The 15893-nt window shown below is 61.7% G+C and carries 17 protein-coding genes; 10 read left to right on the top strand and 7 right to left on the bottom strand.

All coding sequences use genetic code 11. From position 1 onward, the window contains the following. The first annotated feature begins 58 nt into the window (after positions 1-58). From rfaE1 to ACFJIU_RS04240, 3 genes are read left to right on the top strand one after another with little or no spacing between them, the layout of a single operon-like run. The gene (rfaE1, locus tag ACFJIU_RS04230; RefSeq protein WP_379067800.1) at positions 59-1546 is read left to right on the top strand and encodes a D-glycero-beta-D-manno-heptose-7-phosphate kinase; all 1488 of its coding nucleotides are present in this window, start codon (positions 59-61) and stop codon (positions 1544-1546) included. A gap of 7 nt (positions 1547-1553) precedes the next feature. After that, positions 1554-2135 (top strand): SIS domain-containing protein, encoded by a 582-nt coding sequence (locus tag ACFJIU_RS04235; protein WP_379067803.1) that lies wholly within the window; start codon positions 1554-1556, stop codon positions 2133-2135. After that, the gene (locus tag ACFJIU_RS04240; RefSeq protein ID WP_379067806.1) at positions 2135-2737 is read left to right on the top strand and encodes a D-glycero-alpha-D-manno-heptose-1,7-bisphosphate 7-phosphatase; all 603 of its coding nucleotides are present in this window, start codon (positions 2135-2137) and stop codon (positions 2735-2737) included. Before ACFJIU_RS04235 ends, ACFJIU_RS04240 begins: the two co-directional genes overlap by 1 nt. Here the strand turns inward: ACFJIU_RS04240 and ACFJIU_RS04245 are convergent. Continuing rightward, positions 2721-3539: a glycosyltransferase family 2 protein gene (locus ACFJIU_RS04245; protein ID WP_379067809.1), complete on the bottom strand. Its 819-nt coding sequence runs from the start codon at positions 3537-3539 to the stop codon at positions 2721-2723. The genes ACFJIU_RS04240 and ACFJIU_RS04245 overlap by 17 nt on opposite strands. A gap of 46 nt (positions 3540-3585) precedes the next feature. Then, on the bottom strand, positions 3586-4077 hold the full coding sequence (locus ACFJIU_RS04250; protein ID WP_379072950.1) for an Lrp/AsnC family transcriptional regulator: 492 nt from the start codon (positions 4075-4077) through the stop codon (positions 3586-3588). Positions 4078-4339: 262 nt separating this feature from the next. Between ACFJIU_RS04250 and trxB the strand changes: the two genes are divergently transcribed. Both trxB and ACFJIU_RS04260 read left to right on the top strand, forming a co-directional pair. Continuing rightward, positions 4340-5314, top strand: a complete 975-nt coding sequence (gene trxB / locus ACFJIU_RS04255) for a thioredoxin-disulfide reductase (protein ID WP_379067812.1) — start codon at positions 4340-4342, stop codon at positions 5312-5314. 54 nt (positions 5315-5368) lie between these two features. Further along, positions 5369-6265 carry a LysR family transcriptional regulator gene (locus ACFJIU_RS04260; protein ID WP_101937785.1) on the top strand — a complete coding sequence of 299 codons (897 nt, stop codon included), beginning with the start codon at positions 5369-5371 and terminating at the stop codon, positions 6263-6265. A 58-nt stretch (positions 6266-6323) separates the two neighbouring features. Here ACFJIU_RS04260 and ACFJIU_RS04265 read toward each other — a convergent pair whose 3' ends face one another. Then, on the bottom strand, positions 6324-6827 hold the full coding sequence (locus tag ACFJIU_RS04265; RefSeq protein ID WP_379067815.1) for a methyltransferase family protein: 504 nt from the start codon (positions 6825-6827) through the stop codon (positions 6324-6326). 762 nt (positions 6828-7589) lie between these two features. Further along, positions 7590-9641 (bottom strand): elongation factor G, encoded by a 2052-nt coding sequence (locus ACFJIU_RS04270; RefSeq protein WP_379067818.1) that lies wholly within the window; start codon positions 9639-9641, stop codon positions 7590-7592. Between the two features lie 189 nt (positions 9642-9830). Here ACFJIU_RS04270 and ACFJIU_RS04275 point away from each other — a divergent pair, with 189 nt between their 5' ends. Next, positions 9831-10226: a cupin domain-containing protein gene (locus tag ACFJIU_RS04275; RefSeq protein ID WP_379067821.1), complete on the top strand. Its 396-nt coding sequence runs from the start codon at positions 9831-9833 to the stop codon at positions 10224-10226. Positions 10227-10294: 68 nt separating this feature from the next. On the opposite strand, the gene ACFJIU_RS04280 is transcribed toward ACFJIU_RS04275, so the two are convergent. Further along, positions 10295-11497 (bottom strand): pyridoxal phosphate-dependent aminotransferase, encoded by a 1203-nt coding sequence (locus ACFJIU_RS04280; protein WP_379067824.1) that lies wholly within the window; start codon positions 11495-11497, stop codon positions 10295-10297. Positions 11498-11691: 194 nt separating this feature from the next. On the opposite strand from ACFJIU_RS04280, the gene ACFJIU_RS04285 reads away from it, so the two are divergent. The 3 genes from ACFJIU_RS04285 (at position 11692) to ACFJIU_RS04295 (ending at position 14086) form a co-directional block, all read left to right on the top strand. Beyond that, positions 11692-12594, top strand: a complete 903-nt coding sequence (locus ACFJIU_RS04285) for an EAL domain-containing protein (RefSeq protein ID WP_379067827.1) — start codon at positions 11692-11694, stop codon at positions 12592-12594. 209 nt (positions 12595-12803) lie between these two features. Then, positions 12804-13415, top strand: a complete 612-nt coding sequence (locus ACFJIU_RS04290; RefSeq protein ID WP_379067830.1) for a glutathione S-transferase family protein — start codon at positions 12804-12806, stop codon at positions 13413-13415. A gap of 44 nt (positions 13416-13459) precedes the next feature. Then, positions 13460-14086, top strand: coding sequence for a glutathione S-transferase family protein (locus ACFJIU_RS04295; protein WP_379067832.1), 627 nt, complete (start codon positions 13460-13462; stop codon positions 14084-14086). A gap of 234 nt (positions 14087-14320) precedes the next feature. Here ACFJIU_RS04295 and ACFJIU_RS04300 read toward each other — a convergent pair whose 3' ends face one another. Then, positions 14321-14530, bottom strand: coding sequence for a cold-shock protein (locus ACFJIU_RS04300; RefSeq protein ID WP_024925349.1), 210 nt, complete (start codon positions 14528-14530; stop codon positions 14321-14323). A gap of 270 nt (positions 14531-14800) precedes the next feature. Here ACFJIU_RS04300 and ACFJIU_RS04305 point away from each other — a divergent pair, with 270 nt between their 5' ends. After that, complete coding sequence (locus tag ACFJIU_RS04305) at positions 14801-15127, top strand: hypothetical protein (protein WP_379067835.1); 327 nt, start codon at positions 14801-14803, stop codon at positions 15125-15127. 39 nt (positions 15128-15166) lie between these two features. Here the strand turns inward: ACFJIU_RS04305 and ACFJIU_RS04310 are convergent, their stop codons facing one another. Then, positions 15167-15688 (bottom strand): methylated-DNA--[protein]-cysteine S-methyltransferase, encoded by a 522-nt coding sequence (locus ACFJIU_RS04310; RefSeq protein ID WP_379072952.1) that lies wholly within the window; start codon positions 15686-15688, stop codon positions 15167-15169. Positions 15689-15893: the final 205 nt, after the last annotated feature.

The following is a 15893-nucleotide window of genomic DNA, read 5'->3' on the forward strand; positions in this document are numbered from 1 at the left end:
CAGGCAAGGAACGTCGCCGCAGTTGCGCTGCCCAGCTTTGCGGTATATCCGCTTGCGCATGAGCGAGTTGCACCTGTCTTCTCCCGAAATCCTTCACCGCGCGATCGCCCGGTTCGCCGATATCACCGTGCTGGTGGTCGGTGACCTGATCCTCGACCGCTTCGTCAACGGCGTGATCGAACGTATCTCGCCGGAAGCGCCGATCCCGGTCCTGCATGGACGTGGTGAAACGCAGGCGGTCGGCGGCGCCGGTAACGTCGTTTCCAACATCGTCTCGCTGGGTGGCAAGGCAATCCCGATCTCGGCACTCGGCGACGATGCCGCCGCCGGCAACATCCTGCGCATGTTCGCGGAACTGGGTGTCGATACGGATGGCATCGGACAGACGCGCGATCGCATGACGTCATCGAAGAGCCGTTTCAGCGCGCTCAACCAGCAGGTTCTGCGGTTCGACGAAGAGGAAATCCGGGCGCTGGATGCCGCGGAGCGGGCAAGACTGCTCACGGATTTCCGGGCAGCACTTGCCGGGGCCGACATCGTCATCCTGTCCGACTATGGCAAGGGCATCCTGCTTGATGGCGTTGCCGCCGAATTGATCGCGATCTGCCGCGAGGCTGGCAAGGCGGTTCTCGTCGATCCGAAGGGGCGTGATTATGCATGCTACCGCGGTGCGACCGCGGTGACACCCAACCGCAAGGAACTGGGCGAGGCGGTTGGGCGCTCGGTCTTCGCCGACGACGATATCGTTGCCGCCGCGCGCGCACTGATCGCGGCGAATGGTTTCGACTTCGTCCTGGCGACCCGCAGCGAGAAGGGCATGAGCGTGGTCGATGCGCAATCGGCGCGCCACATCGCGACGCAGGCGCGTGAGGTGTTCGACGTTTCCGGTGCCGGCGATACCGTGATTGCCTCATTCGCACTTGCCCACGCTGCAGGCGCTGACCGTGCGGCCGCCGCAGCCATTGCCAATGCCGCCGCCGGGGTCGTGGTCGGCAAGCGTGGAACGGCGCGCCTGACGGCGGATGAGTTGACCGGCGCGTTGTTCCGTTCGCATGGCGCGGTCCACAAGGATGCCGTGCTCGACATAACCGCCGCGCAGCGGCTGGTTGCAACGTGGAAGGAAGAAGGCCTGACGGTCGGCTTCACCAACGGCTGCTTCGACATCCTGCATGCCGGTCATGTCAGCCTGCTCAATGCCGCACGCGGCCAATGCGACAGGTTGGTGCTTGGGCTGAACAGCGATGCCTCTGTGCGGCGGCTGAAAGGCCCCGACCGACCCGTAAATGACCAGCATGACCGTGCCTGCGTGCTGGCGGCGCTGGCTTCCATCGATGCCGTGGTGGTCTTCGAAGACGATACTCCGCTGAAACTGATCGAGGCTCTGCAGCCCGATATCCTGGTCAAGGGCGCGGACTATACCGTCGATCAGGTCGTGGGCGCCGACGTGGTGCAAAAAGCCGGCGGCCGTGTGGTTCTCATCGATCTCGTTGCCGGCAAAAGCACCACCGGCACCATAAGCAAATTGCGCGCCCGTAGCGGAACCTGAAAACCCCATGTCCAACCTGAATGACTATCTTGTCCGCTCGGCGGCCGCGATCACAGCCATGGTCGAACGCGACCTGACGGCCGAAATGCAGCGTGCGACCGACGCGGTTGTAACGGCATTGTCTGCAGGTAAAGCCTTCCTGATCTGTGGCAATGGCGGATCGGCGAGCGATGCGATCCACATCGCCGGCGAACTGGTTGGCCGCTTCCTGAAGGAACGCAAGGCCTACAACGTCATTGCCTTGCCCGCCAATGCGGCCGTGCTGACAGCCTGGGGCAACGACTATGGCTTCGACACCGTGTTTTCACGGCAGGTGGAAGCGCATGGCGCCGAGGGCGCGGTGCTGCTGGCCATCTCGACCAGCGGCAATTCCCCGTCGATCCTGGCGGCTGCGGAACAGGCACGCGCCATGGGCATGACGGTGATCGGCATGACCGGCGATACCGGCGGCAAGCTGAAGCCGTTGTGCGATGTCCTGCTCAATGTACCGTCCGGTTCCACACCGATCATCCAGCAGGGCCATATCTGCCTCTATCACTATCTCTGTGAAGAGGTGGAAAACCGGCTGAGCAACGGCCCGACGGCCTGATGTTCGGATCAAAGCCTCCGTACCCGCTCGAGGAGCCGGGGCTTTGGGTGGAGCGGGTCGGCGATAAGGCCTTTCCAGATGGAAGTCCGGCGCTGTTCCTTGATCGGGACGGCACCATCAATGTCGACACCGGCTATCCGAGCGATCCAGCGCAAGTGGCGCTGCGCGATGAAATCCTCCCGGTCATCCAGGCGGCCAATCGTGCCGGCTGGCCGGTGGTGATTGTCACCAATCAGTCCGGTATCGCGCGCGGGTATTTTGGATGGGATGTTTTCGCCGCGGTCAATGGCCGTATCCTGGCACTGCTGAGTGAGAAGGATTGTTTTGTCGACATGGTGCTCGCCTGCGCCTACCACGAAGCAGGAAAGGGCGTGCTCGGCATGGGCGATCATCCGATGCGCAAACCCAATCCCGGCATGCTGCTGAAGGCAGCCGCGATGTTGAGAGCCGACCCCGGGGGCTCGGTCCTGATCGGCGACAAGGATGCCGATATCCAGGCCGGACGCCGGGCAGGGCTGTCGCGTTTGTTTCTGGCACGAGAGGCGAATACCGCAGCGGAGCAGGCGGCGATCGCCGAGATCCAGGCTATTTCCCGGCTTTGAGGTTCGCTCGATCGGCGCGGCGTTCATCGCGTGCCTCGAACAGCTTCGCCTCGGTCACGTAGGAGTAGAGGAAAACCATCGCCGAGTGGACGTAGCCGTGGCGGCCGCACAGGAAATAGCGCTTGCCGACGTAGAATTTGAGGAAATTGATCCAGGGCGAGAACATGAGCCGCGACATGCTCGGCTTCGCGCCTTGCTCAACCTGCGCTTCGACCTTGAGCGACGAATAGGAATTCGTGCGGTTCATTTCGTCGGTCAACGATGTCGCGCGCCGGTGCAGCAACATGCCTTTCTCGATGATCGCGGTCTTGCCAGGTACCCTGAACGATTCATGCACACGCTGAGCAACGTCCATCGTCGCTTTGTCGCGGCGGAAAAGGCGGAAGATACGGTTGTGTGCCACCCAGCGGTGGGCATAACCATAGCCTTTCAGATAATCGCGGCGGCGGACGTACCAGCCGTCGATATCGGTTTTGCCGGAACGCGTGATTTCGACGATGGACTGCTTCAATTCGGCATCGGCGCGCTCGTCGGCCTCGATGCAGAGGCACCAGGGCTGGGAGGCTCGTTCCAGCGCAAAAAGCCGCTGCCTGGCGAAACCCGGCCAGTCATTGTGCATGAGGCGGATTGGATAGCCTCTGGCGATGAATTGCTGGACGCACTCCAGGGTGCCGTCCGTCGAGCCCGAATCCACCACGACGATCTCGGCGCAGAAGTCGACGCTCTCCAGGCAGTCGGCAATCATGTCGACTTCGTTCCTGCAGATGATCAGTGCGGAGACGGGCGTGTTGAACTGAGACATGAGGGGAAAATTAGGAGCGGGACAGGCTGTGTCCAGCCATGCGCCTTTACTGCGTTTGGTTCAAGGCGTTGATTTCGACTAGGCCTTCATCTTTCACCTGGCGGATGGTCAATGCGGTGCGCACCGTATCGACGTTCGGGGTGGAAGTCAGTTCTTCGATGACGAAGCCCTGGAACGTCGCCAGATCCCCGGTCACGCAATGCAGCAGGAAATCGGACTCGCCCGATACCATCCAGGCATCACGCACGATTGGCCAACTGCGGGTACGCTCGGCGAAGGCTTTCAATTCCGCGTCGGCCTGATGATGCAGGCCGATCAGGCAGAACGCCACCACGTCCATGCCAAGTGCCGGCGCATTAAGCAGGGCGCGATACCCCCGGATGATACCGGTTTCCTCGAGTCGTTTGACGCGGCGCAGGCAGGGGGGCGCGGAAATGCCGACGCGACGCGAAAGCTCGACATTGGTCATGCGTCCGTCGCGTTGCAATTCCCGCAGGATCTTCCAGTCAATGGCGTCGAGATCGGCCTTAATCGGCATGGTTGTCCGCCTGTCGCGCAAGAATCTTTCGCAAACACGTCATTAAACGAGTTTGCGGGCCGCGCCATCCCCGCACACCCGGAATTTTCGGCATTCATCCCGGATTAACCATGAGGTGTCGGTTTCCCGCGGCCACACAAGCATTGTGGGGACACTTGTCGCACGTCCTTGCTGGCGGACTGGGCAGCACTTACATTGCGCGCAACAGTTGCCGCTCGTTTCGGGCCGCTTGACGCGGCCGTCTTTCGCAAAAGGCCGTTCCATGACCGTCAAGCACGCGCCCGTCCTTATCATCGGCTCCGGCCCGGCCGGTTATACCGCGGCCATCTATGCCGCTCGTGCCATGCTGAAGCCCGTGCTGGTCGCCGGTCTCCAGCAGGGTGGCCAGCTGATGATCACCACGGACGTCGAGAACTATCCCGGTTTTGCCGACCCGGTGCAGGGTCCGTGGCTGATGAGCGAGATGCTGAAGCAGGCCGAACATGTGGGCACGGAAATCATCAACGACATCATCACCGAGGTTGACCTCGATGTTCGCCCATTTGTGGCCAAGGGCGATTCCGGCACGACCTATACGGCCGATGCGCTGATCATCGCCACCGGTGCGCAGGCGAAATGGCTGGGCATCCCTTCGGAGCAGACTTTCATGGGCTTCGGTGTTTCGGCCTGCGCCACCTGCGACGGGTTCTTCTATCGTGGCAAGGATGTCGCGGTGATCGGTGGCGGCAACTCGGCGGTCGAGGAGGCGCTCTATCTTTCCAATCTGGCCAAGACGGTTACTGTCATCCACCGCCGTAGTGAATTCAGGTCGGAGCGCATCCTGCGTGAGCGGTTGATGAAGAAGGACAATGTCCGCGTCATCTGGGATACGGTGGTCGAAGAGATCACCGGGCGTCCGGGCAAGACCCCGCTGCCGCCTTCGGTCGAAGGGCTGACGTTGCGCAATGTGGCGACCGGACAGGAAAGCCAGCTGAAGATCGACGGCGTGTTCGTGGCGATCGGCCATGCGCCGGCAGTGGAGTTGTTTGCCGGTAAGCTCAAGCAGAAGTCGAACGGCTATCTGTGGACCGCGCCGGATTCGACGCGCACCGATGTGCCTGGCGTGTTCGCCGCTGGTGACGTGACGGACGATATCTATCGCCAGGCGGTGACGGCGGCTGGCATGGGCTGCATGGCGGCGCTCGAAGCGGAAAAATATCTCGCTGGGATAGAGGTGCATCGGGAAGCGGCTGAGTAAGCCGCAAAATCTCCGAAATCTTTCTTCAGACGCCAAAACGAAACGAGGGGAATCATGGCGCTGGATTGGGACAAACTTCGCGTGTTTCACGCAGCCGCCGAGGCTGGGTCGTTCACGCATGCGGCCGAGACACTGCATCTTTCGCAGTCGGCTATTTCGAGACAGGTCAGCGCGCTGGAGCATGATGTCGGCGTGCCACTGTTTCATCGCCATGCGCGCGGGTTGGTTCTGACCGAACAGGGCGAGATGCTGTTTCGCACGGCGCATGACGTGCTGATGAAACTGGAGTCGATCAAGACGCGGCTGGCCGAATCCAAGGATCGGCCGTCGGGCATCCTGCGCGTGACGACCACGGTGGGCCTTGGCGCTGGCTGGCTGACCGATCGGGTACAGGAGTTCATCGACCTCTATCCTGAAATCCATCTGCAGCTCATCCTCGCCAATGAGGAACTGGACCTCACCATGCGCCAGGCCGACTGCGCGATCCGGTTGAGGCAGCCGCAACAGCCGGATCTGATCCAGCGTCGTCTGTTCACGGTGCACTTCCACCTCTATGCGTCGCCCGCCTATGTGAACAAGTTCGGCAAGCCGGCGACGGTGGCTGAACTGAAGAACCATCGCATCGTGACGTTCGGCGTGCCGGTACCGACGCATCTGTCGGAGCTCAACTGGCTGGAGACGGTTGGCGATTTCGAAAGCGGGCAGCGCGTGCCGACCCTGCAGATCAATGACATCCTGTCGATCAAGCGCGCAGTTCAGGGGGGCGCCGGCATCGCCATGCTGCCCGACTATGTCGTCGGCAAGGATGCCGGCCTGGTGCAGCTTCTGCCGGAAACCGAGGTACCGTCCTTCGACACCTACTTCGCTTATCCCGACGCAATGAAGAACCAGGCGAAGCTGCACGTCTTCCGCGACTTCATCATCGCCAAGGCTCGCAACTGGTCATATTGACCCTTGCGCTCACGGAGCTGGCACGGCGCTCGTTCCCAACCGTGATCGCGTGCTGCGGCTATGCGCCGTGCCATGGCGTCAGCCGCGGCAGCCAGCCCGGCACGGCGCGCCGATAGGTTTCATACTCGACGCCATAGCGCCGCACGAGCGTCGGCTCTTCGTAGAAGTGTACGAACGCTGCCATGGCGACGCCCATTACCACCCCGTAGAGAAGTACCGCCCAGCTCGCGAACAGCAGCGCCTGGCCGGCGATGATCGAAAGCACCGCGACATACATCGGGTTGCGGACATGGCGATAGATGCCGCCCACCACAAGCTTCTCGGTGGGTGCAACCGGTGCCGGAGTGCCCAGTCCCTCGAGCGCGAAGCGGGCAAAGGAATGCAGGAGAACCAGGACCGCCACCGCGATCAGGATGCAGCCGATCACGATACACGCCAAAGACATCGAGAGGGGGAGACGGTAACGATCCAGGATCAGCCAGGGCAGCAGGCCCGCGACGACGCAGGGTGCCATCAGGAAGAAAACCGCGCTGCCGAGAATTGCCGAGGTCCTGGTCTTCATGGCGATCCCTCAATCGTCCCGTTGAAGAAAATGGGTGCCGCCCCTTGCCTTGTTTGTCGGCAGGCCTTGATCCTTCGTCCGCCTATGAATGCATCGATTTGCGGTGCAGCATGCCGGCTCCGGGGCAATATGCCTGCTTTTCTGGCCCTATGGCCAAGAAATGTACGTTGGACCACAGCCTATGCCTTTTTGCATGTGTGCGTTGCAAAATAGGTGCTTGTTTGTTGGGCAGGATGCGCCCATATATCAGTCATCTCCTGGGCGCGTTCTCCTCCCATTAGCGCCCTCGAGTGTTCCCCTCTGGAGGTTTAGCCCTAACGGGCACTTCCATTCAACTTAGCCGGGTCTTCTTGATCCGGCTTTTTTGTTGCCTTTTCGTGAGGCGGCCGGGTGGCTTGAGAGATCATTCGGAACCGTGGGCCATCTGTCTGAAAATGGGTGTTCGTGACGCCACCGTCCGTACCGTCGAACGTTAGCTTTCCATCATGTAACGGTCACGTGTAACCCTAAGTAACATGCAGAACGCCCGAATTAGCGCGTATGCATTTGATCAGGACGCGGTCAGAATCGTTCGAGGGATGGGGGCATCTCACGCTCGATCGGGCTCTGGCAACGACCGCGTCCAGCCTTATTCTTCCGGTTGAGGTGACGACACCTGGATTGGATACATGCGGCGGACCTGAGCTCTTTTCTCCCAAGAAAGCGGTCCGCGAAAACGGCGTCCGGTGAACCGGACGCCGTTTTGCTTTTTGCCATCAGCCGTCAGGCAGCCTTGCCATTGGCGTTCATCACGTCGTCGGCGAGACGGCCGGTCAATTCCGCCATGTGATCGAAACTTGCCCGGTAGCTGGCAACACCCGCCGTCGCCGACCGCAGCTCGATGATCAGGTCGCTGATCTCGGCTTGCGGCATGGTTGCCTCGACGACGTCCCAACCCGGCCAATCGGTGCGGGCGTCATAACCAAGGATCTGTCCGCGCCTTTGTGGAATGAGCGCGATGATCCTGGCGGTCGCGTCGGACGGGGTGACGATCTCGACCTTCATCACCGGCTCCAGAAGTACCGGCGAACAGGTTGCCATGCCTTCCTTCATGGCGAGCTTGGCCGCCATCTGGAACGCCATGTCGGATGAATCGACCGAATGGTAGGAGCCGTCTGACAGATTGACGGCGACGTCGACGACGGGGAAGCCGAGCGGGCCGCATTTCAGATAATCCCGAGCGCCTGTCTCCACCGACTGGATATAGGTCTTTGGCACGACGCCGCCGGTGATGGTGTCGGTGAACTGGAAGCCGGTGCCGCGTGGCAGCGGCTTGATCTCCAGAACGACGTCGCCGAACTGGCCGTGACCGCCGGACTGTTTCTTGTGGCGGCCGCGTTGCTGCACCGATTTGCGGATGGTCTCGCGATAGGGCACCGCTGGCGCATGTCCTTCCACCGGGATCTGGTTCTTGCCCTCCAGCCGCTCGCGTACCACGCGCAGATGCATCTCGCCGTGACCCGACAGCACGGTCTCGGCCGAGTCCTGGTTGTGCTTGAGGCTGAGCGAAGGATCCTCCTCGGCAAGGCGCTGGATGGCTGCCGACATCTTGACGTCGTCCTTGCGTTCTTTCGGCCGCAAGGCAAAAGCGAACACCGGTTGCGGCGGAGCGAGATCGGCGAGTGGCTCGATGCCTCCTTTTGCCGACGTCAGGGTCTGGCCGGTGCGGACCTCGTCCAGCTTGCCGAGCGCGACGGTCTCACCGACCTTTGCCGTGGCGAGCTTCGACTGGTCCTTGCCGAGCATGCGGTAGATGCCGGACACCTTCGCGCTGTTGCCGTCGGGCAGGAACAGCTCGGTGCCGTCGTTGATCTGGCCTGAAAGAATGCGGGAAACCGAAAGCTTGCCGCCATGCGGCGTGTGGATGGTCTTCATCACCTGCACGACGGTGGTCGAGCCAGCTGGTGCACCTAGGCGCTTGCGCGTGGCTTCAATGTCGGGTGCATCGTGGCGGATCGTCTTCAGGAGACGGAGTACGCCGTTGCCTTTCTCGGCCGTGCCGATGAGCACCGGCGTCACCGTGCCGGCACGCAGGTCAGCCGCAAGGTCGTCGAAGATGGCGTCCTTCGGCGGCTCGATCTCCTCCAGCAACTGTTCCATGAGCTGGTCGTCATGATCGGCAAGAGTTTCCAGCATCGAGAACCGTGCCTCGATCTCGCGCGCCTTGTCGTCGCCCGGTATTTCGGCGACTTCGCTCTCGGCGTATTCGCGGTAGATGTAGGCGCGCTCGAGCGCGAGGTCGATCGAGCCGATGACGACGCCATCCTTGCGCAGCGGGATCTGGCGCAGCAGCAGCGGCACGGAGCTGGTCGGCTGCAACATCTTCAGTGTCTCACGCACACCGGCGATTGCCTTGTCGACCTTGTTGAGAAACAGGATGCGCGGCACGCCGAGATCGTCCAGCTTGCGCATGATCAGCTGCAGCGCGGGAATCTTCTTCTCATCCGCCTCCGCCACCACGACGGCCATGTCGCAACCCGCCAGGACAGGTTCCGCCTCGAAGGCGAATTCGATGGAGCCGGGACAATCGATGAAGGTGAATTCGTCACCCATGAATTCGGTAGTGGCAATGGTTGCTTCCACGCTCATGGCGTGGGCGCGGGCTTCCGCGGAATGGTCCGATACGGTGTTGCCGGACGAAACCGGGTTTTGTCGAGGAATGGCGCCCGTCCGGGCGAGAATGGCTTCGAGAAGTGTCGTCTTACCGCTTGCGAAGGGACCGACTATGGCAATGCATTTCGGTCCCGAGCGTCGTCCTCCGGCGCGATTACCCATGCTGACCTCCACTCAGGCATTCCGCTGAGAGCGGCGGCCGGCCTGTTCGGCCGTCGCGGGTCGAAAGCGTTTGCCAGCAACCCGGAAACATCGAAACATGGGTTCGAAAGCAGGGCAAGGAAAATAGATGACGAGCGCCAAAGCTTGGTCGACAAAGGGCTCGATTTGCAGAAACGGAAGGAGAATTCGATGAAGATCATCGCCTGCGGCAGCGTGCCGACCATCATCGCCTCGGACGCCTATTTCACCGGACGGGTGACGCAGAACCCGATCATCGAGGCGGAGTCGCCGGCACGGCTGAGAGCCACTTCGGTAAGCTTCGAGGCGGGCGCGCGTACGCATTGGCATACACATCCGCTCGGCCAGACGATCCATGTCGTCTCGGGCGCCGGGCTGGCGCAGAGCTGGGGCGGACCGATCCAGGAGATCAGGGCCGGGGACACCGTCTGGTTCGAGCCCGACGAAAAGCACTGGCATGGTGCTGCCCAAAAGACGGCGATGACCCATATCGCCATGCAGGAGGCGCTCAACGGTTCGCCCGTCGACTGGCTGGAGCCGGTCAGCGACGAACAGTATCAGGGATGAACGGAGCCGCCTTCCGACGAAAAAAGCCCGGTCTCGACCGGGCTTTTTTGTGCGAGATTCTCTGCGGATCAGCTGAGACTTCCCGTGAAGCGCTGGATGCGGGTGCAGGCTTCCTCCAGAAGCTTCTCGGACGTCGCGTAGGAAATGCGGAAGTTCGGGCCGAGGCCAAAAGCCGAACCGAACACCACCGCCACGCCTTCGGCTTCGAGCAGTTCGGAGCAGAAGGTCTCGTCGGAATCGATCACCTTGCCGCCCTGCGTCTTCTTTCCGATCAGCTGGGCGCAGGACGGATAGACATAGAAGGCGCCCTCGGGCGACGGGCAGGTGATACCGCGCGCCTGGTTCAGCATCGATACGACGAGGTCGCGGCGGGCCTGGAAGATCGCCTTGTTCTTCTTCACGAAGTCCTGCGGGCCGTTCAGCGCTTCCACCGATGCCCATTGCGCGATCGTGCAGGCGCCGGAGGTCTGCTGGCCCTGGATCATGTCCATGGCCTTGATCAGCGGCAGCGGGCCGGCGGCATAGCCGATGCGCCAGCCGGTCATGGCATAGGCCTTGGACACGCCGTTCATGGTGAGCGTGCGCTCATAGAGGCGCGGCTCAACCTCGGCGATCGTCCTGAAGACGAAGTCGCCATAGGTGAGGTGTTCATACATGTCGTCGGTCAGGATCCAGACCTGGGGGTGTTTCAGCAGCACCTCGGCCAGCGCCTTGAGCTCGGCCTCCGTATAAGCGGCGCCGGACGGGTTGGACGGCGAGTTCATCACCAGCCATTTGGTCTTCGGCGTGATGACTTTCTCCAGGCCTTCCGCCGTCAGCTTGAAGCCATTGTCGATGCTGGTCTCGGCAAAGGTCGCCGTGCCGCCGCAGATCGCCACCATCTCCGGGTAGCTCACCCAATAGGGGCGGGGGATGACGACTTCGTCGCCGGGGTTCAGCGTTGCCATGAAGGCGTTGAACAGGATCTGCTTGCCGCCGGTGCCGACGATGGTCTGCTCCGGCTTGTAGTCGAGATTGTTCTCGCGCTTGAATTTTTTGGCGATGGCGTCGCGCAGCGGGGCGATGCCGGAGACGGGCGGATACTTGGTTTCGCCGCGACGGATCGCTTCGATGGCCGCGTTCTTGACATTGTCCGGCGTATCGAAATCCGGCTCGCCGGCGCCGAGGCCGATGATGTCACGGCCGGCATTTTTCAGCTCGCGCGCTTTCTGCGTGACCGCGATGGTCGCGGAAGGCTTTACGCGGGAAAGGGCGTCGGCGAGGAAGGCCATGACAAATCTCCATAGAGGCAGCTGCCAAACCCGGCAGCGGCGTCTCTATTGTCGTATCGGCAAAACAAGCGCAAGCTTCGTTTGCTGAGCCAGTGGCTCGGTTTTGGCTCCGCAGGGCCAATCGGATCATTAACGCGCGGTAAAACCTTGGCCGATAGATTTGCCTGGTTTAGCACGCGACGAAGCGAGGGACAGTGTCGCGCAGCATCGGGCTCGCCCATATCATCCGTCACGATGATGGCACCTCGACCGGGGTGTGGGGCCTGTACACGCTGAAGAGCGCGTTTCAGCCGATCTTCGCCTTTCAGGACGGCAAGCTCTCCATTGCGGCTTTCGAGGGACTGATCCGGCCGTTTCGCGATGGCGAACCGCAACCGCCGGGCCAGTTCTTCGCCACCTGTCCGCCGGCCGACAGATTGCATATCGAGGCGCTGACGCGAACGCTGCATCTGCTCAATGCAGGCGCCTGCCTGCCGGAGGACGCCAGCATCTTCATCAATTTCGATCCGTCCGTCTTCATCGACCGGGCCGTGTCGGACAATGCATTGCGCGAAATGCGCCTGGTGCTGCACGAGGCTGGCATCGATCCGAAGCGGGTAGTCTGCGAAGTGACGGAACAACGCTCGGCCTCCAAGGCTGCACTCAGCGATTTCGTCGAGGCGCTGAGGGCAAACGGGTTCCGGATCGCGGTCGATGACTACGGTGCCGATGAGTCCGACATCAACCGGATCAAGGAGCTGAAGCCGGACATCGTGAAGTTCGACGCCCACTGGATCACCCAGCTGATGGAGTCCGGTGCCGGTTTCGCCTTGCTGATGACAATGGTGGCGGCCTTCGAGGGACGGGGCATCCGGACGGTTTTCGAAGGCATAGAGGAGAGCTGGCAGCTCGATCTCGCCGAAAAATCCGGTGCGTCCATGGTGCAGGGCTACGTTCTGGCCAGGCCCGAGATCGCGCCGACCAGTTTCCGCAGTTATGCCAGGGCCGTGCATATGCCCGAACCGGGGCCGCAGGCCGGTCAAGATCTTGGCAGCGGCATCTCCGCCCAGCACTCGAGCCGCCCGGCGAGGACTTTCGGAAAACGGATCGTCCAGTGAGGGCGTGACGGAGCGGCCAGCCCGTCGCTCCAGCTCTTCGTTTGTCCGGATTCGGGTGGCCGCATCGTCGCGGGCATGCTGTCGATGACCGAACGCGCCCATCGGAGCGGCATGGACCTATCAACGGCGTTTATCGGTACTCACAAAAAGAAATCGCTGGATGCCTGGGGGCTGCTCGGGCAAACGGACGCTTCAAGGGAGGAGCCAGCATGACCATTCTCTACAGCATGATCGACAGCGGCAACTGCTACAAGCCGCGGCTGCTGATGGCCAAGCTCGGTCAGTCCTTCACCAATGTCGAGGTGTCTTCCCACAACGGGGCAACGCGCACTCCGGAATATGTGGCCAAGAACCCGAACGCCATGGTGCCCATGCTGGAACTGGACGATGGCCGTCGCATCGCCGAATCCAACGCCATCCTGCTCTATCTTGCCGAGGGTACACGCTTCCTGCCTGCCGACCGCTATCAGCGCGGTCTGGTCTATCAGTGGCTTTTCTTCGAGCAATACAGCCACGAACCGAACATTGCCGTGCGCAAGGCGCTGCTGACCTTTCCCGAAAGAGCCAGGGATGCCACGCCGGAACGCCTCGCAACGACGCTGGAGCGCGGCAACAAGGCGCTCGGCGTCATGGAGCACAGGCTCGTGCAGAGCCCGTTCTTCGCGGGAGATAGCTACAGCATCGCCGACATCGCGCTCTACGCCTATACGCACACCGCAGAGTTCGGTGGCTTCGATCTCAAGGCCTTCCCGGCCATCGGTGCGTGGTTGAAGCGGGTGGAGACGGACCCCGGTCACGTGCCGATCGAATGGCTGCCGTGATCCGGATCACAGACAGTTGCGGAAACTGGTCACAAGGATGACGCATGATCCTCATCGGGCAATATGATTCACCCTTTGTCAGGCGAGTCGGCATAGCGCTGACGCTTTACGGGATTTCCTTCGAACAGAAGCCCTGGTCGACCTTTGGCGATGCCGACAGGATCCGCCCCTACAATCCACTGACCCGTGTGCCGACGCTGGTGCTGGATGACGGCGAGGTGCTGATCGAGAGCCATCTCATGCTCGACTATCTCGACAGCCTGGTTCCGGCCGGGCAGGCGATGTTCCCGCGCGCCGAGCCCTTGCGACACAAGGCGTTGAAGGTTGCCGCGCTGGCCACCGGCATGGCCGACAAGGCGGTGAGCCTGTTCTACGAGCAGCGCCTGCACAGCAAAATGTCCGATATGTGGGCCGATCGATGCCGGACGCAGATCGCCACGGTGCTGGATGTGCTGGAGAAAGACCGTGCCGGACAGGTGAGCGAATTCTGGTTCGGAGATCGGATCGGTCATGCCGACATCGCCGTGGCTGCGGCACTGCGCTTCCTCAACGACGCGCATCCCGGGCTGGTCGATATGTCCGGGTTTCCGGCCATCGCCCAACATGCCGCGAAGCTGGAAGCGTTGCCGGTCTTCAAGCTCATCGCGCAGGAGTTCGTGGCGCCCGCTTGAGCAGGGACGTCGAGCCATCCCAAGGCAAAGGAAGAAAAACAAAAAGGCGGGAAAAATCCCGCCTTTCGTTAAGTCTGCTAGCCTGACCCGGAGCGTCTCTGGTGGTGCCGGTGGCAATCTGCCACTTCGGCGGTCCTTCCGTTTCCGCTCCGGCGCGCTTCTCGCGCGACCGTCAGTACATCCGTGACTTGCCGCGCGCCCCAGGTAGATGCCCGGCGCGCGCCTTGCGCCAAATCAGGCTGCCGACAGAGATCCAGCCGACGACTTGCCAGTGCGGCGGTCCTGCTCGATCTCGTAGCTGATCTTCTGGCCATCAGCCAGGGTGGTGAGACCAGCGCGCTGCACAGCGGAGATGTGGACGAAAACGTCCGCGCCGCCGGCGTCAGGCTGGATGAAACCGAAGCCCTTGGTGGCGTTGAACCACTTGACCGTTCCAGTTGCCATATCAATGTTCCTTCACATTCACTTGCGTTTTCTTCAGACCGGACCCTATCCGGCCTTTGGTATCGAGATTTTGGAGAAAGACGGAGCAAACGCGAAGATCGCGAGGCGTGGGGTCAATCGGCCCAAATATCAACGCAACGCATATAGGCGACTTTTTCACTAAAAACAAGCTGGTGTTGTTTGATCCTGACGCGAGACACTGCACGGCTGGCAAGGTGCGGGGCGTCGGCGTAATCTATGATCAAAGGATGCTTCGCGCTGGAGGAAGCCATGAGAAAGACGATCCTGCTTGCCGCATGCCTTTCGCTTGTCGCGGCCGAAGCGCAGGCAATTTCGCGCTATGATCCGACACGTATGAGCTGCGAACGCGTGCAGAGGCTGGTCGACCGCGAAGGCGCCGTGATCCTGCGCTATCGGTCGCCGCGCAATCCACGCCTCACGCTTTATGACCGCTATGTCGCCAGTGTTGAATTCTGCGACATGGGCGAATTGCGCAGCCGCGCATCGGTACCGAGCGCCGACACCGGCTCATGCCCTGTGTACAGATGCAAGCGCCCCGATTTCGATCGCCGACGCTTCATCCTGCCATTCGACTGAACGGTGCATCGGTTGCACCGACGCAACCGCGCCGGTCGCTCAGAATCCGAACGAAGCCTGCTTCGAGGGAGGTGGGCCGACCCGAACGCCTTCCATCGCCAGCATCTTTTCCTTGGTCGCCGAGCCGCCGGGCGCCGAGAAGCCGCCTATCTTGCCGCCGACCGCGGTGATGCGGTGGCAGGGAATGACCAGCGGTACCGGATTGGCGCCGAGGGCCGCACCCGTCTCGCGCGCAAGCCCGGTGTGGCCCGCACGTCTGGCGAGTTCGCCATAGGTGGTGGTTTCGCCGAAGGCCAGCTTGCGCGCGGCGTCATAAATGGCGAGTCGAAAATCGTCGACGCCGTCGAGGTCGACCGGCACGGTGGAGAAGTCGACGGTTTCACCGGCGGTATAGGCCTTGATCGCCGCGACCAGTTCACCCACCCAGCCGGGGGCGGTGCCGTCCTCGAAACGTTTGCCGGGTACGCTCTCCAGCCGAAGCAGGCGCCGCTCCAGGCTCTCGGCGCTCGATTGCGGCAGGCACAGGCGGATCAGCCCGCGCTCGTTCCAGGCGATGCCCATGAAGCCGAGCGCCGTGGAGAAAATGGTGTGGCCCGGCACGACGCCGAGATTTTTTTCGTCATTTTTTTCAATGGCGGTCTGCATGGTCAGGCTCCTTCCATTCCGACACCGGTTTCCAGCAAAGCCAACGGTGTCTTCAAGTACAAATCATGAACGATTCTGCATGTTTTGCGGCGTTTCGCCACCCGAAAACCGATAATCGGCC

Origin of the sequence: Mesorhizobium sp. UC74_2, assembly GCF_042701485.1 — a bacterium.
Classification (GTDB): domain Bacteria; phylum Pseudomonadota; class Alphaproteobacteria; order Rhizobiales; family Rhizobiaceae; genus Mesorhizobium.

Bases quoted from the DNA above. Each gene is read 5' to 3' on its own strand.
- ACFJIU_RS04305 (WP_379067835.1), top strand. From the start codon at position 14,801: ATGAGAAAGACGATCCTGCTTGCCGCATGCCTTTCGCTTGTCGCGGCC.
- trxB (WP_379067812.1), top strand. From the start codon at position 4,340: ATGACCGTCAAGCACGCGCCCGTCCTTATCATCGGCTCCGGCCCGGCC.
- ACFJIU_RS04295 (WP_379067832.1), top strand. From the start codon at position 13,460: ATGATCCTCATCGGGCAATATGATTCACCCTTTGTCAGGCGAGTCGGC.
- ACFJIU_RS04245 (WP_379067809.1), bottom strand. From the start codon at position 3,539: ATGTCTCAGTTCAACACGCCCGTCTCCGCACTGATCATCTGCAGGAAC.
- ACFJIU_RS04235 (WP_379067803.1), top strand. From the start codon at position 1,554: ATGTCCAACCTGAATGACTATCTTGTCCGCTCGGCGGCCGCGATCACA.
- ACFJIU_RS04250 (WP_379072950.1), bottom strand. From the start codon at position 4,077: ATGCCGATTAAGGCCGATCTCGACGCCATTGACTGGAAGATCCTGCGG.
- ACFJIU_RS04275 (WP_379067821.1), top strand. From the start codon at position 9,831: ATGAAGATCATCGCCTGCGGCAGCGTGCCGACCATCATCGCCTCGGAC.
- ACFJIU_RS04240 (WP_379067806.1), top strand. From the start codon at position 2,135: ATGTTCGGATCAAAGCCTCCGTACCCGCTCGAGGAGCCGGGGCTTTGG.
- ACFJIU_RS04290 (WP_379067830.1), top strand. From the start codon at position 12,804: ATGACCATTCTCTACAGCATGATCGACAGCGGCAACTGCTACAAGCCG.
- ACFJIU_RS04300 (WP_024925349.1), bottom strand. From the start codon at position 14,530: ATGGCAACTGGAACGGTCAAGTGGTTCAACGCCACCAAGGGCTTCGGT.
- rfaE1 (WP_379067800.1), top strand. From the start codon at position 59: ATGAGCGAGTTGCACCTGTCTTCTCCCGAAATCCTTCACCGCGCGATC.
- ACFJIU_RS04270 (WP_379067818.1), bottom strand. From the start codon at position 9,641: ATGGGTAATCGCGCCGGAGGACGACGCTCGGGACCGAAATGCATTGCC.
- ACFJIU_RS04265 (WP_379067815.1), bottom strand. From the start codon at position 6,827: ATGAAGACCAGGACCTCGGCAATTCTCGGCAGCGCGGTTTTCTTCCTG.
- ACFJIU_RS04310 (WP_379072952.1), bottom strand. From the start codon at position 15,688: ATGGGCATCGCCTGGAACGAGCGCGGGCTGATCCGCCTGTGCCTGCCG.
- ACFJIU_RS04260 (WP_101937785.1), top strand. From the start codon at position 5,369: ATGGCGCTGGATTGGGACAAACTTCGCGTGTTTCACGCAGCCGCCGAG.
- ACFJIU_RS04280 (WP_379067824.1), bottom strand. From the start codon at position 11,497: ATGGCCTTCCTCGCCGACGCCCTTTCCCGCGTAAAGCCTTCCGCGACC.